19 protein-coding genes are annotated in these 16,864 nt (G+C 67.4%); 10 read left to right on the forward strand and 9 right to left on the reverse strand.

From position 1 onward, the window contains the following. The first annotated feature begins 87 nt into the window (after positions 1–87). A complete protein-coding gene (locus QRM96_RS08860; RefSeq protein WP_285319278.1) occupies positions 88–1,206 on the forward strand; it encodes a flavin-containing monooxygenase in 1,119 nt (372 codons plus the stop codon). On the opposite strand, the gene QRM96_RS08865 is transcribed toward QRM96_RS08860, so the two are convergent. From QRM96_RS08865 to QRM96_RS08875, 3 genes are all read right to left on the reverse strand, one after another. Beyond that, positions 1,175–1,876: an esterase/lipase family protein gene (locus tag QRM96_RS08865; protein ID WP_285319280.1), complete on the reverse strand. Its 702-nt coding sequence runs from the start codon at positions 1,874–1,876 to the stop codon at positions 1,175–1,177. The genes QRM96_RS08860 and QRM96_RS08865 overlap by 32 nt on opposite strands. A gap of 23 nt (positions 1,877–1,899) precedes the next feature. Continuing rightward, a complete protein-coding gene (locus QRM96_RS08870) occupies positions 1,900–3,117 on the reverse strand; it encodes an MFS transporter (protein WP_285319282.1) in 1,218 nt (405 codons plus the stop codon). Between the two features lie 76 nt (positions 3,118–3,193). Further along, on the reverse strand, positions 3,194–3,631 hold the full coding sequence (locus QRM96_RS08875) for a hypothetical protein (protein ID WP_285319284.1): 438 nt from the start codon (positions 3,629–3,631) through the stop codon (positions 3,194–3,196). Positions 3,632–3,796: 165 nt separating this feature from the next. Here QRM96_RS08875 and QRM96_RS08880 point away from each other — a divergent pair, with 165 nt between their 5' ends. Beyond that, positions 3,797–4,138, forward strand: a complete 342-nt coding sequence (locus QRM96_RS08880; protein ID WP_018760608.1) for a thioredoxin domain-containing protein — start codon at positions 3,797–3,799, stop codon at positions 4,136–4,138. Positions 4,139–4,164: 26 nt separating this feature from the next. Here QRM96_RS08880 and trxB read toward each other — a convergent pair whose 3' ends face one another. Continuing rightward, on the reverse strand, positions 4,165–5,142 hold the full coding sequence (trxB, locus tag QRM96_RS08885) for a thioredoxin-disulfide reductase (protein WP_133830412.1): 978 nt from the start codon (positions 5,140–5,142) through the stop codon (positions 4,165–4,167). Between the two features lie 203 nt (positions 5,143–5,345). Here trxB and QRM96_RS08890 point away from each other — a divergent pair, with 203 nt between their 5' ends. Beyond that, entirely contained in the window at positions 5,346–5,669 is a 324-nt protein-coding gene (locus QRM96_RS08890) for an aminoacyl-tRNA hydrolase (RefSeq protein WP_285319286.1), read from the forward strand. A gap of 168 nt (positions 5,670–5,837) precedes the next feature. Here the strand turns inward: QRM96_RS08890 and QRM96_RS08895 are convergent, their stop codons facing one another. After that, on the reverse strand, positions 5,838–6,287 hold the full coding sequence (locus QRM96_RS08895) for a hypothetical protein (RefSeq protein ID WP_285319288.1): 450 nt from the start codon (positions 6,285–6,287) through the stop codon (positions 5,838–5,840). A gap of 62 nt (positions 6,288–6,349) precedes the next feature. After that, positions 6,350–6,868, reverse strand: coding sequence for a MarR family winged helix-turn-helix transcriptional regulator (locus tag QRM96_RS08900; protein WP_109044268.1), 519 nt, complete (start codon positions 6,866–6,868; stop codon positions 6,350–6,352). A 217-nt stretch (positions 6,869–7,085) separates the two neighbouring features. Between QRM96_RS08900 and QRM96_RS08905 the strand changes: the two genes are divergently transcribed. Continuing rightward, complete coding sequence (locus QRM96_RS08905; RefSeq protein ID WP_285319290.1) at positions 7,086–7,844, forward strand: ANTAR domain-containing protein; 759 nt, start codon at positions 7,086–7,088, stop codon at positions 7,842–7,844. A 329-nt stretch (positions 7,845–8,173) separates the two neighbouring features. Next, entirely contained in the window at positions 8,174–8,320 is a 147-nt protein-coding gene (locus tag QRM96_RS08910) for a hypothetical protein (RefSeq protein ID WP_165837969.1), read from the forward strand. Positions 8,321–8,347: 27 nt separating this feature from the next. Here the strand turns inward: QRM96_RS08910 and QRM96_RS08915 are convergent, their stop codons facing one another. Then, positions 8,348–9,562, reverse strand: a complete 1,215-nt coding sequence (locus QRM96_RS08915) for an MFS transporter (protein ID WP_285319292.1) — start codon at positions 9,560–9,562, stop codon at positions 8,348–8,350. A 28-nt stretch (positions 9,563–9,590) separates the two neighbouring features. Beyond that, positions 9,591–10,835 carry a putative lipid II flippase FtsW gene (gene ftsW / locus QRM96_RS08920; protein WP_285319293.1) on the reverse strand — a complete coding sequence of 415 codons (1,245 nt, stop codon included), beginning with the start codon at positions 10,833–10,835 and terminating at the stop codon, positions 9,591–9,593. A 200-nt stretch (positions 10,836–11,035) separates the two neighbouring features. Here ftsW and QRM96_RS08925 point away from each other — a divergent pair, with 200 nt between their 5' ends. The 4 genes from QRM96_RS08925 to QRM96_RS08940 all read left to right on the forward strand — a co-directional run bounded on the left by QRM96_RS08925 (position 11,036) and on the right by QRM96_RS08940 (position 14,600). After that, positions 11,036–12,571, forward strand: coding sequence for an LCP family protein (locus tag QRM96_RS08925; protein WP_285319295.1), 1,536 nt, complete (start codon positions 11,036–11,038; stop codon positions 12,569–12,571). Positions 12,572–12,642: 71 nt separating this feature from the next. After that, entirely contained in the window at positions 12,643–12,969 is a 327-nt protein-coding gene (locus tag QRM96_RS08930) for an ArsR/SmtB family transcription factor (protein ID WP_026264332.1), read from the forward strand. Continuing rightward, a complete protein-coding gene (locus tag QRM96_RS08935; protein WP_018760619.1) occupies positions 12,966–13,673 on the forward strand; it encodes a cation efflux transmembrane domain-containing protein in 708 nt (235 codons plus the stop codon). Before QRM96_RS08930 ends, QRM96_RS08935 begins: the two co-directional genes overlap by 4 nt. A gap of 3 nt (positions 13,674–13,676) precedes the next feature. Further along, a complete protein-coding gene (locus QRM96_RS08940; protein ID WP_285319297.1) occupies positions 13,677–14,600 on the forward strand; it encodes a cation diffusion facilitator family transporter in 924 nt (307 codons plus the stop codon). A 51-nt stretch (positions 14,601–14,651) separates the two neighbouring features. Here QRM96_RS08940 and QRM96_RS08945 read toward each other — a convergent pair whose 3' ends face one another. Beyond that, the gene (locus tag QRM96_RS08945; RefSeq protein ID WP_285319298.1) at positions 14,652–15,821 is read right to left on the reverse strand and encodes an acyltransferase family protein; all 1,170 of its coding nucleotides are present in this window, start codon (positions 15,819–15,821) and stop codon (positions 14,652–14,654) included. 143 nt (positions 15,822–15,964) lie between these two features. Between QRM96_RS08945 and QRM96_RS08950 the strand changes: the two genes are divergently transcribed. After that, entirely contained in the window at positions 15,965–16,702 is a 738-nt protein-coding gene (locus QRM96_RS08950; RefSeq protein WP_043423694.1) for a GAF and ANTAR domain-containing protein, read from the forward strand. Positions 16,703–16,864 lie beyond the last annotated feature (162 nt).

Consider the following 16,864-nt stretch of genomic DNA (forward strand, 5'->3'; position numbering starts at 1 on the left):
CTTAATTCATCCGAACATCATTCGGATGAATTGTAGCAGGAAGCCCGGGACCGCAGCGGAGCGGCACGGACGGAAGGGCAGGACACCATGTCGGAGCACTTCACCACCGTGGTCATCGGCGGCGGCCAGGCAGGCCTGGCCATGGGCTACCACCTTGCCCGCCTCAACCGGCCGTTTGTGATCCTGGATGAACATGCGGCAGCCGGTGACAGCTGGCGCGCCCGCTGGGACTCCCTCAGGCTCTTTACCCCGGCCCGGTACGACGCCCTGCCCGGCAGCCGGTTCCCCGCACCGCAATGGTCCTTCCCCTCCCGCGAAGAGTTCGCCGATTACCTGGGCCGATACGGTGAAGAGTTCGGGTTGCCGGTCCGGCACAATGTCCGGGTCACCGGCCTCCGCCACGACAGCCACGCCTTCGTCATCGACGCCGGCGGCCGGCGCTTCGAAGCCGACAACGTGGTGGTCGCCTCCGGCTGGGACCGGAAACCCCGGATTCCCGCCTTCGCCGGGCAGCTCAGCCAGGCCATCCGGCAGCTCACAGCCGGGAGCTACCGGAGCCCCCGTGACCTCGCGCCGGGACCGGTCCTGGTGGTCGGCGCCGGCAATTCAGGCGCGGACATCGCCCTGGAACTTGCTTCCACCCGCACCACCTACCTGTCCGGCCGCCATCCGGGCGAAATCCCCTGGCGCGTCGACGCCGCCGCCGCCCGCCCGCTGACGCTGGCCGTCTTCTTCGCCTTCTCCCATATCCTCACGCTCGGCACGCCCGCCGGCCGGAAGGCCCGGCCCCGGGTCCTCTCGCACAGCGGACCACTGGTCAGGGTGAAGGACCGGGACCTGGTGCGTGCCGGCGTCGTGCGTGTTCCCAGGACGGAAGGCGTCAAAGACGGCCTGCCGCTGTTGGCTGACGGCAGGATACTGGAAGTGGCCAACGTCATCTGGTGTACCGGATTCACTCCGGACCTGGACTGGATCGACCTGCCCGTAATGGGCGCCGACGGCCAGCCGGCCCAAGAGCGGGGCGTGGCCACCGCCCAGCCCGGACTCTACTTCCTCGGCGCCACCTTCCAGCATTCGCTCGCCTCCTCCATGGTCCACGGTGTGGGCCGCGACGCAGAATTCATCGCCGGCCGGATCGCAGCAGCAGCATCTGCAGGGGCAGCACCGGGTGCGGTCAGGCCGGAAGGCTCAGCTGCTCCACAATGATCCTCGCGGTCCCCGGGTCGCCGAGGATCCGGAAGTGCCCGGCCACCGGCAACTCGATATTGGTGGCGCCGGGGAGCACGCTGCCCTCCGGGATGTGCGGGTCGAACGGGCCGTACAGGGACGTGATGCGGCTGTTGATGGTCTGCTCGCGCGCCATCTGCAGGGTCAACGCGTTGCGCGGTGAGAAGATCCGCAGGCTGGGCAGCAGCATGTACCGGGCGTAGCGGGAACCGGAGAATGGTGCGCACACGGCGATCATCCGGTCGATCCGGTGCTCGGGATCCAGGGACAGCATGGTGTATTTGCCGATCAGCCCGCCCTTGCTGTGGGCCACCAGGATGGCGTTGTGCAGGCCCGCCTCCTCCAGATGCTGGGCCACCAGCCTGGCGGCGTCCGGCACCTCGAGTTTGTTGCGCTGCAGCACCGTGACCACGTGAACGGGATGCCCGGCATCATGGATGGCCCGGATGAGCGGCATCATGAACTGCCAGTTTTCGTAGACGCCGGGGATGATCACCACGGGCTGCAGGGTGCCCGTCCGGAAGGAGGCCGGCTGCACGCGGGAGAGGAACCCCCGGACCTGCCAACCGGTGGCATAGGCATAATCCTGGGCCCACCACACGGCTTTGTGCAGGGGGCTGATGCGGGCGCTCACGCCGGGGTCGGTCATGTGTCGAGAATAGCCTGCCGGCGTCAGTAGTTCCGGCGATGCTTGAGGCGGGGCAGGACGACGCCGAACACGGCCGCCGCCGCGAATCCCAGGATGCCCGTGGCTGAGATCCCCGGCCCCAGGGAGGCCAGTGCCGTCACCCCGGAGAGGAGCACCGGGCCGCCGGTGGACCCGGCGTCCGCCATGAACCGCCAGAGGCCCAGGAACTGGCCGCGGCCGCGATCCGGCGAGAAGTCCGCTCCCAGGGTCATCACCAGCCCGGAGCTGATGCCGTTGCCAAAGCCGATCAGCAGCGCAGCCAGCAGCAGTCCGGTGAAGGATCCGGTGAGCGGGATCAACAGCAGTGCGGTTCCCATGAGCAACGTGGACGGGATGGCCACCCATTGCCGGCCTTTGCGGTCCATCAGTTTGCCGGCGGGATAGAACACCAGCATGTCGATCGCACCGGAGAGGCCGTAGATCAGGGACGCGGAGGTGGCGTCCATGCCCAGATGGTCGGCCCAGAGCGGGATCACCACCTGCCGGGAGGACCGCAACGCACTGAGCAGCAGGATGCCCACACCCAGCGAGAGGAATACGCCCGCGTGCGAAACCGCGACGCTCCGAAGCGTGGGCTGGGCGGCGCCGTCCCCGCCCGGCGGGGCGTCCGGCACGGCCAGGTCCGGGATGGTGAGGGACAGCAGGGCTGCCGCGGCCATGGCCACCACGCCCACCCAGTACGCGCCGGCGATGCCGAAGAACTGCATCACGGCCGCGCCCGCAAAGGGACCGATGAACACTCCGATACGGTTCACCCCGCCCAAGGTGGACAGTGCCCTGGCACGGAACGCCACGGGCACGGCCTCGGTGAGGTATTTCTGCCGGGCCAGGCCGAACACCGCACCGGACATCCCGACGACGGTCATCGCCACGGCCAGCAGCCAGAGTCCGTTCGGGGCCAGCGCGGAGGTGGCGGCGGCGGCGAGGGCCAGGCCGGCGGCGACGGCGGCGCCCACGATGGACCAGCGCTCTCCGAAGCGGAGGGTCACCAGGGACGCGGGCAGGTTGAAGAACCAGGAGCCCAGGCCGATGAGGGTCACAATGAGGGCTGCCACGGCCACTGATGCGCCCAGCTCGCGGGCCGACAATGCCACCACCGGGAGGATGGCACCCTGGCCGATTCCGAAGAGCAGCGTGGGACCGAACGCGGCCACCGCAATACTGCGCAGGTTGAAGGGCTGGGCGTCATCCGGGGAAGTCATCAGATTTATCCTATGGCCGCCGCCAACGCATCAGGGCCGTGACGCGACGGATGGGGTGTGGCAGCGCCCCGGGCCCCTAACGTTTCCTGGGCCGGGGCTCGATGCCCGCCAACGCCCGGACCAGGTTGACCAGCTCCGCCACGGCCCCAATGACCGAGCCCGCCATGGCGATCACCAGGAGCACCCGCACCAGCACCGGCCAGCCGCTCCAGCCGCCCGTGAAGTCGAAGGGGAAGACCTCCCAGACGCGGACGGTGGCGGCCAAGCCGAAGCCCAGCGCCACCAGGTTTCCCACGGCCCAAAGGGCACGGGCACGGATCAGGACGCAGACCACGCCCACCACGATGCCGGCGATCAGGGACGCGTTGATGAGGTCAAGGACGCGGACCATGCCGGAGGTGAGGAAGGGCAGCACCTGCCACCCGGGCCAGATGTTGATCCCGTACAGGAGCAGGGCATTGACCACTGCGGAGCCAATGTTGCCGCTCCCGCCGGTGGAAGTCCGGTCCGCCATGGCACCACCCTCCCCCGGCCCAACCGCATGCCGAAAGTGCCGAAGGTCCCCCCGCCGGCGTGCGTCCCGGCGGTAAAAATACAGGGGTCACAAAAGGGCCGGCGAGGAGTAGCGTTCGCCTTATGGGGCGCTGATTCGTGCCCACCGCCAAGGGGAGGTCATTTCATGGGTGAAGTGTGGGTTCGCACTCTGGGCAACGGTTTGGTCCGGGCAGACCGGGTCACCGAGATTGCGTCCACCCGGGGGTCCTTGCACGAGGACCGCGGGTATTCACTGAAGGTCATTGTGGACGGCAAGGGCCACGTGCTGATTGACGACGCCGGCCTGCAGGGTTCCCTGCCGGAGCGCCTGGAGTATGCCCGGCACATGGAGGATGCCCTGCTGCTCGCCATCGACGAGGCTCGCGAGAACGATGCGTCGATGGTGATCTCCTACGAGCCCGAACGCGAGCGCTGGTCTGCCGCTCCGGTCTCTGTATTAACGGGCAGGCTCCCCGAAGTGGTCTGACCCCGGGGGCCCGCCGCTGGACTGCCTCAGTTGTGCGTCGGTTCCTCCACCAGCGCGGTCGCGATGCTGGCTGCGTCCTCCAAGGCTGCCAGGAAGCGTTCCGCGTCCAGGGCCGCCGCGCAGCCGGTGCCGGCCGCAGTGATGGCCTGCCGGTACCGGTGGTCAACGGCATCGCCGCAGGCGAAGACTCCGGCGAGGTTGGTGCAGGTGGTGGGGGCATCCACTTTGATGTAGCCCTCCTCGTCCAGATCCACTTGGCCGGCCACGAGTTCGGTCCGCGGCAGGTGCCCGATGGCCACGAAGATGCCGGTGGCATCCTGGTGCCGGGTTTCGCCGGTGCGGGTATCCGTGAGGGTCACGCCGGTGACCTTGCCGTCGCCGTGGATGGCGCTGACCGCGGAGTTCCAGGCGAACCGGATCTTGGGGTTGTCCTTGGCCCGCTGCGCCATGATGCGGGAGGCCCGCAGTTCGCCCTTGCGGACCACCACAGTGACGGTCTTGCCGAAGCGGGTCAGGAAAGTTGCTTCCTCCATGGCGGAGTCGCCGCCGCCCACGACGATGATGTCCTGGTCGCGGAAGAAGAACCCATCGCAGGTGGCGCACCAGGAGACGCCGTGTCCGCTGAACTTCTTCTCCTCCGGCAGGCCGAGCTCCTTGTAGGCCGAGCCGGTGGCCAGGATGACTGCCTGCGCCTCGTACGTCTCCCCGCCGCCGGTGACCACGCGCTTGACGGGGCCTTTGAGCTCAACGGAGGTGGCGTCGTCGTACTCGATGCGGGCGCCGAACTTTTCCGCCTGCTGCTGCAGGCCGTCCATCAGCTCCGGGCCCTGGATGCCGCCCGGGAAACCGGGGAAATTCTCCACTTCGGTGGTGTTCATCAGGGCACCGCCGGCCGTGACGGAGCCGGCCAGGACCAGCGGGTTCAGTCCGGCGCGGGCGGCGTAGATGGCGGCGGTGTAGCCGGACGGGCCGGAACCGATAATGATCAGCTGTTCTTTGCTCATGGGATGTCCTTCGGAGGCGGTGCTACTGGGCGTGCCTTGATCACATCACGGATCAGAGCGGGAGGGCCAACGTTCGCTTCGATGTCATAAAGACCGCAGTGTTGCGCACATCACATTCTGTCCCTACTCTGGTTGAGGCTTAAGCAAACAGGCCATGCAAGAAGCTGCAGCGTCGCAGCCAATGCCGGGGAAGGCTTTACAACGTGAATTCGAAGCTTAATATCGTGGTCCGGATTGACCTGGACCACAGCAAGGCCCAGGTGATTGCAAAGGGGCATATCACCATCCACAGCATCAACGCACTCTATGTCGTGGCCAAGCGTGCCAACTCCCTCAAAGGGGGCCTGGACCTGGAGCTTGATATCTCCAGCGCCTGGGTGGACGAGGATGCGCTGGAAATGCTCCGTTCCGCAGTCCGGTCCAGGCACCTGCCGGCCAAGATCGATCCCGGCCAGGCACCCTGCACCATCAGCGTGCTGGCTGACCGGCGGCATTGTTCCGCGACGCCCGCCCGCCAGGCCGCATAGCGCGTCCCGGCCGCTCGCCGCGCCCCCTGATCGGGCCAGAGCCGGCCGGCCACATTTTCCTCTCCCGCTTTAACCAACGAAGTGCAGCTGCACCCGAACAGACGGGTGGCTGCACTTCATTGGTTCATGGCTTTCTTCCGGGAGTTTCGGGTCGAACAGCTCCTGGACCTACAGCAACCGGTCGCCGCCGGCGAGGAACTCCCGGAGTTCCAGCTGGGTCAGGCCCGCCGCGTCGCTCAGGGCGTCCGGCGCGGCACCCAGCCGGGAGGCGCCGCGCACGGCGTTGGCAAACCCCTCCTGCGCGGCATCCAGCTCCCACTGGATGCTTTCCACCCGCGCGGAGGCCAGCCGGACCGCTTCCAGTGGATCTCCGGCAGGTTCGCTATCCAGCCTGTACCCGCAGGCACATGACCATTCGGAGGAGCCGAGCTCAAGTGGAGCCCAGCCGAGGGAAGCAATGGGGACCGGGGAGGCCGTCATTTCCGCGCCGCAATGCATGGGGGCCGCGGGTGCCGTGATGTCCAGCGCCACGCTTTCCGCGGGCCGGGCGGGAGTCTCGGTGTCTATCGTCACCGGGATCGAGTGCCCGGCCGCCTGAGGTTCAAGTACTGCAGTCATTCGATCCACCATCCGATAGTTCACTAACAATGTAGCTAGTCTAACTAGGATTACTTCGTTGTCTACCGGGATCCAATGTGCGGAGCCATGTTGACGGCGTCCACCGCTTCGCGCATGCGCATCAGGAAGTGCATCACCGCTTTGATTTCCTCCGGCGACAGGGACTCGGCGGCCTCGAGCATGCGCTTATGCATTTGGTTGAGGTTATGCCGGACTTCCTCGTCGGCTCCGGGTGCGGGCCGGAGAATGATGGCGCGGCGGTCCGACGGGTGGCGTTCACGCGTTACATGGCCGCTGGCAACCAGCCGGTCCACGAGCGTGGTCATGGAGGCCGAGGTGATTCCCAGCCGGCCTGCCAGCTCCGTGGGGCGTACGCCCACGCCGGCGGCTTCTGCGTCAATGAGGTACCGCAGGGCCAGGAGATCGGTCTCCCCCATGGCGGGCGACGAGCGGGTGCGCCGGCGCATGGCGGTTTCGGATGTGCGGAACTCCCGGAGGGCGTTGATCACATCAACGGCCCTGGGCTCTGTGTCTTCCAGGGTGGGGTACGAGTAGCCTTCGCTTGCACCATGCGGGTTCATGCGAATTCCTTCGATATCCTACTTGCTTGGCTGTCTAACGAATCTATCGTAGCCCATCCGTCGGCCGGGCCCTCGAAGAGCCCGGGCAAGTACCTGCGCCGGCCGCCGGAAAAAGTAGAGTACCGGCTACTCGTGCACGCGCCCTGGCCACCCAATAAATTGCAAGGAAACCTGCGGCGGCCGATGCCACTGGGTACGACTTGAATGGGGGTGCGGGGTGGCGGTTGGCCCGGCGCATAACAGGGGACCCGAACGGCAAGGGTTCCTGCTGGACCTGATAACAGGTACCGAGGACGACGCCGGCTCCCTGCAGACGCTCGCCGACGCAGGGGCCAGGTGGCTCAGTACGACGGCCGGCTCAACGATCGAGTGCGGCGCCGTGCTGCACAGGCAGCGAACCTACGCCGCCGGTGCCGGCAGCACACCGGGAGCAGCCCGCTTCGCGGCGGCCGAGGAGGAACACGGAGACGGGCCCACAGCGCTGGGCGTGGCGTTGTCAGCGCCCGTGGTGGTCAACCCCACGGGCTCCGCCGCGCGCTGGCAGGCGTACCGTCACCGGTTGCTGGACGGCGGATACGGAGCGGCATTGGCCCTCCCCCTCGAACTGCGGCCCGGATCGTCGGGAGCCCTGGTGTTCCTGGCCCACGGCAACTACGCCTTCATCACCCGGATCACCAACGAGGCGGCCTGGTTTGCCGGGGTGGCCTCACAGAGCCTGAAGCTGGCCTTGGACGTCCACGGCGTCATCCGCTCCGGGGACAACCTGAAGCAGGTGCTGGAGAGCAGGACCTCCATCGATGTGGCCTGCGGTGTGCTGATGGCACAAAACCGCTGTTCCTACCCCGAAGCCTTCAGCAAGCTCGCCGGGGCGTCACGGCACCGCAACCTTAAGGTCCGCAGCGTTGCGGACAGCATCCTCAGCACCATGCCCAGCGGCGCCGCGGGCACCCGGTTTGAGCCCCAGGCGTTTGCCTGAGGACTACCGGAAGGGCAGCGGCGTACCGGTACCCGGAGGGGTTAGTGGCGCGCCCGCGCCCGGATGAGCCCGGCCGCGACGAGCCCGGCAGCTCCGAGGGAAGCCAACATGCCGCCGAGAGCCACGAAGTAATCTGTAATGGTCATTGCCCTGCGCTCCGTCCATGCCACTGAAACTGCCTGATGAGCCCAAGCTACGCGCCGAGTCTCAGCGTTTCCCGAAGGATCGCCAGCAGGTTTGGTCAAGATCTGATGAAAATCAGCTGCGGGCATCCACATAGTTCGGTTCCCCGATCTTCCCTTTGGCGGGGCGTTCCGTATTATTCATGCATGTGGACAAAACAAAGCCAGAGCTACTGCCCCACCTGCGGCAGGGCCACTAAGCACGTCACGCATTTCCGCAAGGACGACGCCGGCTCGCTGGTTGCGGAGGTCCGTTGCAGTGAGTGCCCCGAGATTGAGAGTGCCGTCGCCTGAGTCCCATCGGCGCCTCCTCCGGCCGGCTTATGGCCTGCCGGCGTGCGGACGGACGACGACGAAGATCACCAGGGCCACTGCCTGCACCCCGGTGATGGTCACCGCCAAGGCCGGAATTGATTGTTCATAGAGCAGGCCGATGAGGAAGCTTCCCGCCAGCCAGGCAAGGCCGTAACAGGCAGTGAACATCCCGTATGCACTCCCCCGCCGGGCTGCGGGTGCCAGCCCCGCGACGCCGGCCCGCATGGTGCTTTCCTGGACCCCCATGGCCGCTCCCCACACCAGCACCCCCGCCACCGCGAGGACAGTGTTGTTGCTGAACCCAAGCCACGGGACTGCTGCGGCCAGCACCGGCAGGACCACGAGGACTTTCAGGCCCACCCGGTCAAAGAGCCGCCCGGAGGCCAGAGCGGCCACGGCGTCGACTCCCATGGCCACCGCGTAGAGGACCGGGACCAGCGCGGGCGGAAGCAGTCCGGCCTGCACCAGGTGGAACGAGAGAAGCCCGAACGTGGCATAGCCAAACATGGTGAGGCTGCTGAACGCGGCGTAAATCCAGTACTGCCGGGGCAACGGGGCAGCCCTGCCGGGCGGTGCGGGTGGAGCCCCAGGACGGGCATCGGCCTGCGGGGTGGCGGGTTCCGCGGGCGGCTGGCCCGGGACGGTCTCGTAGGCGGCAGGGTCCGGAACCTTGTTCTTCAGCCAGAACAGCAACAGCATGGCCGCCAGCCCGGGGATGGCCAGCAGCAGGAATCCCGGCCCGTAGCTTCCGGTCAGGGCGAGCGCCGCCCCCACCAGGAGGGGCCCCAGCAGTGCTCCCACCTGGTCCAGCGCTTCGTGCAGCGCAAAGGCCTTGCCCTGGCCCAAGGCGGAACCGGCCTCAACCAGCATGGTGTCTTTGGCAGGGCTCCGCACGGCCTTGCCCAGCCGTTCGGCCAGGACCAGGAGGCAGGCGATCCACAGTGCATTGCCGATGCCCAGGAGCGGCACGGACAACGCCGTGAGGGCATAGCCGGAGATGGCAAGGGACCAACGCAGTGCCGGCCGGTCCGCGAGGCGCCCGAACAGCAGGCGGAGGACCAGGGCGACGGCTTCACCCGCCCCCGTGACCACGCTGACGAGGACGGCCGAGGCACCCAGGGCGCCCAGGTAGGGCCCGGTGACGCTCCGCGCGCCCTCGTACACCATGTCCATCAGGGCACTGACGATCCCGAAGGCCACAATGAAGCGGACAGCCGTCATGGGCGTTCCCGGAACGGCCCTCCCGGTGCTACCGCTGGTATTCGTGTTCCCTCACCCGCTTCGCCGGGGCGGCAGCTTTGGCCGGGGACTTGCTGTCCGGATGTTCCGGCCGGGTCACGGCCAGGATCACCCCGATGCCGGCCAGGGAGGAGACCATGGCCGAGCCGCCGTAGGAGATGAACGGCAGCGGGACACCGATAACCGGCAGCAACCCGCTCACCATGGCGATGTTGATCACCGCCTGCCCCAGGATCCAGGTGATCACGCTGCAGGCAACGATCCGCGAGAAGGTGTCCGTGGTGCGGGCAATCGTCTTGAAGACCGTGATGGCAAGGATCGCGAACAGCCCGAGGACCAGGAGGGTGCCGGCCAGCCCAAGTTCTTCGCCCAGGATGGAGAAGATGAAGTCGTTGTGGGCTTCCGGGATCCAATTCCATTTCTGCCGGCTCTGCCCCAGGCCCACTCCGAACCAGCCGCCGGAGGCAAGCGCGTATGCGCCGTGCTGCGCCTGGTAACCCATGCCCTGGGCGTCCTCGTCCGAACCCATGCCCAGCCAGGACGAGATCCGGCCCATCCTGTTGCCGCTGGTTGCCGCGAGGACCAGGGCGGCCACAACGCAGATCAGGCCGGCCACGGAGAACACCTTCATCCGAACCCCGCCGTAGAACATGGTGGCGGCAAGGATCAACATGATGATCATGGTGGTGCCGAGGTCGTGCCCCAACGCCACGATGATCATGATCAGCCCGCCGACGGGGCCCAGCGGTACCACCGCATGTTTCCAGTTCGCCAGCAGGGCCTGTTTCCGGTCCAGGATGGCCGCGGCCCAGACAATCAGCGCCAGCTTGGCGAACTCGGAGGGCTGGGCGGTGAATCCGCCTACGCTCAGCCAGTTCCGGTTGCCGTTCACGGACATGCCCAGCGGCGTGAACACCAGGACCAGCGCTGCCAGTGACCCGATCAGCATGGGCCAGCCCAGGCGCCGGATCCGCCGCACGGGCATCCGGGCCAGAAGCAGCATGATCACCACGCCTGCAACGGTCCACATGGCCTGCTTGAGCGGGAGATCGTACGGATTGTTTCCTGCCGCCACGGATTCCACGGACGACGCCGACGCCACCTCCACGAGCCCGATCGCCGAGAGCGTGAGGACCACGGCCAGGATCAGCGGCCGGAGGCGACCCGGCGAGTCATCCTCCAGCCAGAGAGTAAATCGTCCCCATCCGGGCCGGCCAGGGCGGGCCGCGCTGCGTTGTTTTTGACCTGTATCCATCTGTCCGTTCCTCAGCCTGCACCCCGGGCTTCCTCCACGGCCGGGCCCATCTCCGGGGCGGGTACCGCCGAGAAAAAAGAGTACGCCCCCGCCGCCCGGGGACCGCACCGGCGCGGCCGGGAAACCGGCATTCTGGGGAAATTGCCAGCTTGGCCCTGTAGGGTAGCGGAAACCTGTCCCCTCCCGAAGGTCATTTCGTCGTGTTCGGTTCCAGAAAATCTCCCGGCCCGGAACAGGAAGGCTCCACTCCCGTTGCCTATCCGGGCCAAGGCGAGCTGTACGCCGCCAGTTCCCGCCACAGCAGGCCCCGCCGCCGTGCCCCGCGCTGGGTCAAGGCTGTGGTCGCCGTCGTCTCCGTGCTCCTCCTCGGCGTCCTGGCGTTCGGCGGCTACTGGGCCTGGCGCCTGCAGTCCAACATCAGCACCGCGGCGCTGACCGCCGGTGGCGAACGCACCGAAGGTGCGGTCAATGACAGCACGGACCGGATGCAGATCCTGGTGCTGGGCTCGGACACCCGGAGCGGGAACAACAGCGAGTACGGCAGCGCGGACGATTCCTCCGGCTACGGACAGTCCGACGTAATGATGCTGCTGGACATCTCGGCGGACAACAAACACGTCAACGTGGTGAGCTTTCCCCGCGACCTCCTGGTGAACATCCCGGCCTGCACGGACCCGAAGACCGGCCAGAAGTATCCCGCACAGCAGGGCGCCATGATCAACAGCGCCATGAAGCAGGCTGGAATCGGCTGCGCCGTGGACACCGTGAACAAGCTCACCGGCCTGGAGATCGACCACTTCATGATGGCCGATTTCAACGCCGTCAAGGAACTGTCCAACGCGGTGGGCGGCGTGGACGTATGTGTCAGCGACGCCGTGGACGATCCCGATTCCGGGCTGCACCTGCCCGCCGGCACCTCCCAGGTGCAGGGTGAACAGGCGCTGGCGTTCCTGCGCACCCGGCATGGTTTCGCCAACGGCGGGGACCTGGGCCGGATCAAGGCCCAGCAGGGATTCCTGGCCTCGCTGACCCGCAAACTCAAGTCCGAGGGAACACTCAGCAACCCGCAAAAGGTACTGACCATCGCTGATACGGTCACCAAGAACCTGACCGTGGATTCGGGGCTGTCCTCCGTGCCGTCGCTGCTGACCATCGCCAACCGGCTGAAGAACATCGATCCGGCGAGCGTCAACTTCATCACCGCTCCCACCGTCCCGGCACCGCAGGACCCCAACAGGCTGGCCTTGGACGAGCCGGCGGCCGCCAACTTCTTCGCTGCACTGCGCAGCAACCCGGACCTGAGCCAGCCGGCTACCGCCGCCCCCACCCAGGCACCCGCGACACCCGCGGCACCCGCCTACGACAAGGCGCTGCAGCCGGTATCCGTTGCCAACGGCACCGGCGTGACGGCCCGAAGCACTGCCATCGCCGGCCTGTTGGCCGACGCCGGCTTCACCAAGGTGACCAAGCTCCAGGCCACCGTCCGCACCCAGACCATGGTCTACTACAGCGCCGGGTATGAAGACGTGGCAGCGGACGTCGCCGCACTGTTCGGCCTGCCGGCCGGCAGCGTCCAGCAGGTGGCCAACATCCAGGGCGTGCAGCTCTCTGCCGGCACCGACTTCGTGACGGGCACCAAGCCCGCCACACCGCCGTCGTCAGCTGATTCCGGGAGCGTGGTGGCGCAGACCGGAAGCGACCAGACCTGCCAGGCCACCAACACCTCCGGCTACTAGCAACCCGGGGACCGTCGCAGTCCCCAAAGTACACAGTTGCCTGAATACAGCCAGCTATGTACTTTGGGATCATGCAAACCCTCACGCAGGCTCCCGTGCTGGCCCGGTTCGGCTACGCGGTCTCAGACCCAACCCGCGCCCGTGTCCTCCTGGCGCTTTCCGGGGCAGCCTCGTACCCCTCGGACCTGGCGGACAGCCTCGGCGTGTCACGGCAGAGCATGTCCAACCACCTGGCGTGCCTGCGCGGCTGCGGCTTGGTGGTTGCTGTTCCGGACGGCCGGCGCACACGCTACGAGCTCGCGGATGCCCGGATCGGCCACGCCATCACGGACCTGATCAACGTGGTCCTGGCCGTGGACCCCACCTGCTGCGGCCCCGACGGGAACGTGGCGCGATGACAGCACTCCACATGCCCGGCACGGAACGCCGGCGGGTCCTCAGCCGCCGGATCCGGCTCTTTGCAGCGGCCACCATCACCTACAACGTCATCGAGGCCGCCGTGGCGCTGTGGGCGGGCGGGGTGGCCGACTCCTCGGCCCTGATCGGCTTCGGGCTGGACTCGGTGATCGAGGTGGCGTCCGCACTGGCGTTGTCCTGGCAGTTCTCCGCCAAGGACCCGGAGCGGCGCGAGCACCTGACGCTGCGGATCATCGCCGTGTCCTTCTTTGCCCTTGCCGCGTTCGTTGCCGTGGACGCCGTCCGCTCGCTGGCAGGCGCGGGAGAAGCGCAGCACTCGGTTCCCGGCATCGTCATCGCGGCCCTGAGCCTGGCCGTCATGCCCGTCCTGTCCTGGGCCCAGCGCCGTGCCGGCCGCGAACTCGGCTCCCGGACGGCAGTGGCCGATTCGAAGCAGACCCTGCTGTGCACCTACCTCTCCGCCGTGCTGCTGGTTGGCCTGGTCCTGAACAGCGCCTTGGGCTGGTGGTGGGCGGACGCCGGGGCAGCACTGGTCATTGCGGCAATCGCCGTCCGTGAAGGCGTCAGCGCGTGGCGCGGGGACCCCTGCTGCGCGGTTCCGCACGCGGAGCAGGACCCGGCCGGCGACGACTGCTGCGGGCCGGCTCCGCAGTCCTTGGGCATGCCCACCATGAGGAAAGGCTGACCCGTGGGCAGCGGACACAGCCACTCCCACGGCGGAGCCGGCCACCACGGCCAGCGCGGAAAGCTGCTGCTGGTTTTCGGCATCACGTTTACCGTGATGCTGGCCGAGATCCTCGGAACGGTCCTGACCGGAAGCCTGGCCCTGCTGGCGGACGCCGGGCACATGTTCACCGATTCCGCGGGGCTCCTCATTGCCGTGATTGCGGCATCCCTTGCCCTGAAGCCTGCCACCCACACCCGCACCTGGGGTTACAAGCGCGCCGAAATCATCGCCGCGGCCGGGCAGGCCGCATTGCTGCTGGGCGTGGGCGGATTCGTCATTGTGGAGGGCATCCGCCGGCTGTTTGCCCCTCCCGAGGTGGGCGGCTCCCTCATGCTGTGGTTCGGCGTCATCGGCCTGGCCGGCAACGCGGTGGGGCTTGTGGTGCTCGCCTCCGGCCGTCACCACAACTTCAACATGAAGGCCGCGTTCCTCGAGGTGCTCAACGACGCCCTGGGTTCCATCGCGGTGATCGTGGCAGCACTGGTCATCGCCCTGACCGGCTGGACCCGGGCGGACGCCGTCGTGTCCCTGCTGATCGGTGCGCTGATCATCCCGCGCACCCTCAGCCTGCTCCGGGACACCGTGAACGTGCTGATGGAAAGTACTCCCCCGGGCCTGGACCTGGCCAAAGTACGGGAACACATCCTGGCCCTGCCGCACGTCATCGACGTCCACGACCTGCACGCTTCACTGGTGGCCTCGGGCGTTCCGGTGTTGTCCGCCCACGTCACCGTGCAGGATCAGTGCATGCGCGACGGGCACTCGGCAAGCATCCTGGCCGACCTGCAACGCTGCGTGGCCAAGGACTTCGACGTCAGCATCGAGCATTCCACCTTCCAGATCGAACCCGCTGCGCACCGTGACCAGGAAAGCATCCAGCACTGACGGCACAGACCGCCTGCCGGCCGGGCCTTCGGCCGCCGCGAGCCGAGTGGCTCAGGCGGCCACCGGCTCCTTGGTGCGTTCCTGTGGTACCGGCACGACGGCGGGTTCCAGCTTTGCGTTGGCCCACTGCCGGAGCGGCCGCTCCACAAAGCGGAACGACGCGTACGCCACCAGCACGGTGAGGACCGCGGTCAACGCGATCCGGAGGGGCAAAGCCGGGATCAGCCGCATCAGCAACAGGTACACCGGCAAGTGCCAGAGGTACATCGCATACGACAGGTCGCGGCCGGGGTTGGCGAGCCACGGGTGGCTCAGGATCCGCGCCAGGAACCCTGCCGGCTCAAGCACCAAGGCTCCTATCAGCACCGCTGACAACAGGGCGAGCACCGCGGGCCCGGCAGCCCAGAAAACCGTGAACCACACGCCAGGTGTGTCTGGTTCCCGGAACAGGAACAGGGCGGCCCCCAGAGTGATGGCCGCCAGCGGGGCTCCCCAGCGGGCCACGGACACCAACCCACCGTGCAGCCGGGAGCCGGTCCGCACGGAGGTGAACAGCAGGGCCAGTGCGCAGCCAATCAGCAGCTCGTCGGCGCGGGTATCCGGGCCGTTGTAGATCCGGGCCAGCGGCTGGCCCTCGGTGACCAGCAGGATGCGGTTCAGCAGGAACGCGCCGGCCACCGCCAGCGTGGCGAAGGCGACGGTGCGGACCTTCCACAACCGGAGCATCACCAGCAGCAGGAGCGGCCACACCAGGTAGAACTGCTCCTCGACGGCCAAGGTCCAGGTGGGGCCCAGCGTTTCCCCGGCGATGGAGTCGCCGAACACGCCAAAGTGCGCCAGGTTCATCACGTAGGCCGCGGCCGGCAGGACGAACCCCGCCTGCCCGCCCCAGCCCGAGGCCGGGAACAGGAGGCCTGCCACGAGGATCACCGCGCAGAGCGCCAGCAACGCCGGCCAGAGCCGGGCCAGGCGCTTGGCGTAGAAGATGCCCAGGTGGAGGCGGCCGGTGGTGCTCCACTCCTTCATGATCAGCAGCGTGATCACGAAGCCGCTGAGCGTGAAGAAGACGTCGACGCCGATGGATCCCCCGGGGACAAGATCGGTGGCCGTGTGAAAAAAGAACACTCCCGCCACGGCGATGGTGCGGAGCCCGTCCAGGGCATGCTTGCGCCCGGCGATGAGCCCCGTTCCGGGCAAGGCCGGGCGCTCCGCGGCTGACAAAATTCCACTGCTTGACCTAAAAACCACTAAGCAAGCATATATAACGTTTCCATAACTGCCCTGTGTGGAAGCTGGGCGGACGCTGAAAACGGGTCCCAACATCGTGGCTTGTGGCCGGCCGGCGCGCCTTCTACATTGAACACATGGTGGACCAGGACATGGCAGAAGATTTCGAGCGGCTCGTCGAACTGATCGGCGGCACGGAAGACATCAAATCCGTGTTGGACGCCATCACCACGTTTGCGGCGGCCACCATGACGGACACCACCGGCACGCCTATTGAATGCGCCGTGACCCTGCGCCGCCGCAAGCACACGGCCACCATTGGCGGCAGCAGCGATACCGCGGTGGTGCTGGACAGGATCGAGCAGACACTGGGAGACGGGCCCTGCGTCGACGCGCTGGAGACCGGCGTCCCCGTCCTGCTTGGTGACGTGGACTCCGACCCCCGGTGGCCCGAGTACCGCCAGGCCCTCGCAGCCGCGGGCATCGCCAGCGCGCTGGGGGTGCCCATGAAACTGCAGGACGACGCCGGGGCCGTCCTGGATTTTTTCGCACCCGCCAGCGGGCTCTTCAGTGAGCGGGCGGTGTCCGAGGCGGTCCGGTTTGCGGACATGGCGGGCATGGCCCTGCGCCTGGCTATCCGGATAGCGTCCGCGGACCAGCGTGCCGAGCACTTGAAGGCCGCGATGGACACCAGGACCGCGATTGACGTGGCCTGCGGGATCATCATGGCGCAAAACCAGTGCAGCAAGGACCAGGCGTTTGAAGTACTCCGCCGGGCCTCCAACACGCGGAACCAAAAGCTCAACGATCTTGCCCAGTCGCTGGTGGACCGGTTCACGGGCTCCCAGCCCACAGCCGCCTACTTCGAGGATTGAGGTTGCACGCCGGCGGCGTTCCCCGCCGGCCCGGGAGCCAGCGACGCTGCTGACTCCCGGAGTGTACGGCGTGGATGTGGCCCACCCCCGAATCATGGATTTCCCTTGGGCCACATCCGCGCCAGCTAGGGGGGAGGCGGATGCACGCCCGGAAGGGGCTCG

It is taken from the genome of Pseudarthrobacter sp. lyk4-40-TYG-27 (genome assembly GCF_030209295.1).
Taxonomy (GTDB): Bacteria; Actinomycetota; Actinomycetes; order Actinomycetales; family Micrococcaceae; genus Arthrobacter.

Coding starts and splice junctions, on each gene's coding strand:
- QRM96_RS08910 (WP_165837969.1), top strand. CDS start 8,174: ATGTGGACAAAACAAAGCCAGAGCTACTGCCCCACCTGCGGCAGGGCC.
- QRM96_RS08865 (WP_285319280.1), bottom strand. CDS start 1,876: ATGACCGACCCCGGCGTGAGCGCCCGCATCAGCCCCCTGCACAAAGCC.
- QRM96_RS08915 (WP_285319292.1), bottom strand. CDS start 9,562: ATGACGGCTGTCCGCTTCATTGTGGCCTTCGGGATCGTCAGTGCCCTG.
- QRM96_RS08935 (WP_018760619.1), top strand. CDS start 12,966: ATGACAGCACTCCACATGCCCGGCACGGAACGCCGGCGGGTCCTCAGC.
- QRM96_RS08880 (WP_018760608.1), top strand. CDS start 3,797: ATGGGTGAAGTGTGGGTTCGCACTCTGGGCAACGGTTTGGTCCGGGCA.
- QRM96_RS08875 (WP_285319284.1), bottom strand. CDS start 3,631: ATGGCGGACCGGACTTCCACCGGCGGGAGCGGCAACATTGGCTCCGCA.
- QRM96_RS08900 (WP_109044268.1), bottom strand. CDS start 6,868: ATGAACCCGCATGGTGCAAGCGAAGGCTACTCGTACCCCACCCTGGAA.
- QRM96_RS08895 (WP_285319288.1), bottom strand. CDS start 6,287: ATGACTGCAGTACTTGAACCTCAGGCGGCCGGGCACTCGATCCCGGTG.
- ftsW (WP_285319293.1), bottom strand. CDS start 10,835: ATGGATACAGGTCAAAAACAACGCAGCGCGGCCCGCCCTGGCCGGCCC.
- QRM96_RS08950 (WP_043423694.1), top strand. CDS start 15,965: ATGGTGGACCAGGACATGGCAGAAGATTTCGAGCGGCTCGTCGAACTG.
- QRM96_RS08860 (WP_285319278.1), top strand. CDS start 88: ATGTCGGAGCACTTCACCACCGTGGTCATCGGCGGCGGCCAGGCAGGC.
- QRM96_RS08930 (WP_026264332.1), top strand. CDS start 12,643: ATGCAAACCCTCACGCAGGCTCCCGTGCTGGCCCGGTTCGGCTACGCG.
- QRM96_RS08870 (WP_285319282.1), bottom strand. CDS start 3,117: ATGACTTCCCCGGATGACGCCCAGCCCTTCAACCTGCGCAGTATTGCG.
- trxB (WP_133830412.1), bottom strand. CDS start 5,142: ATGAGCAAAGAACAGCTGATCATTATCGGTTCCGGCCCGTCCGGCTAC.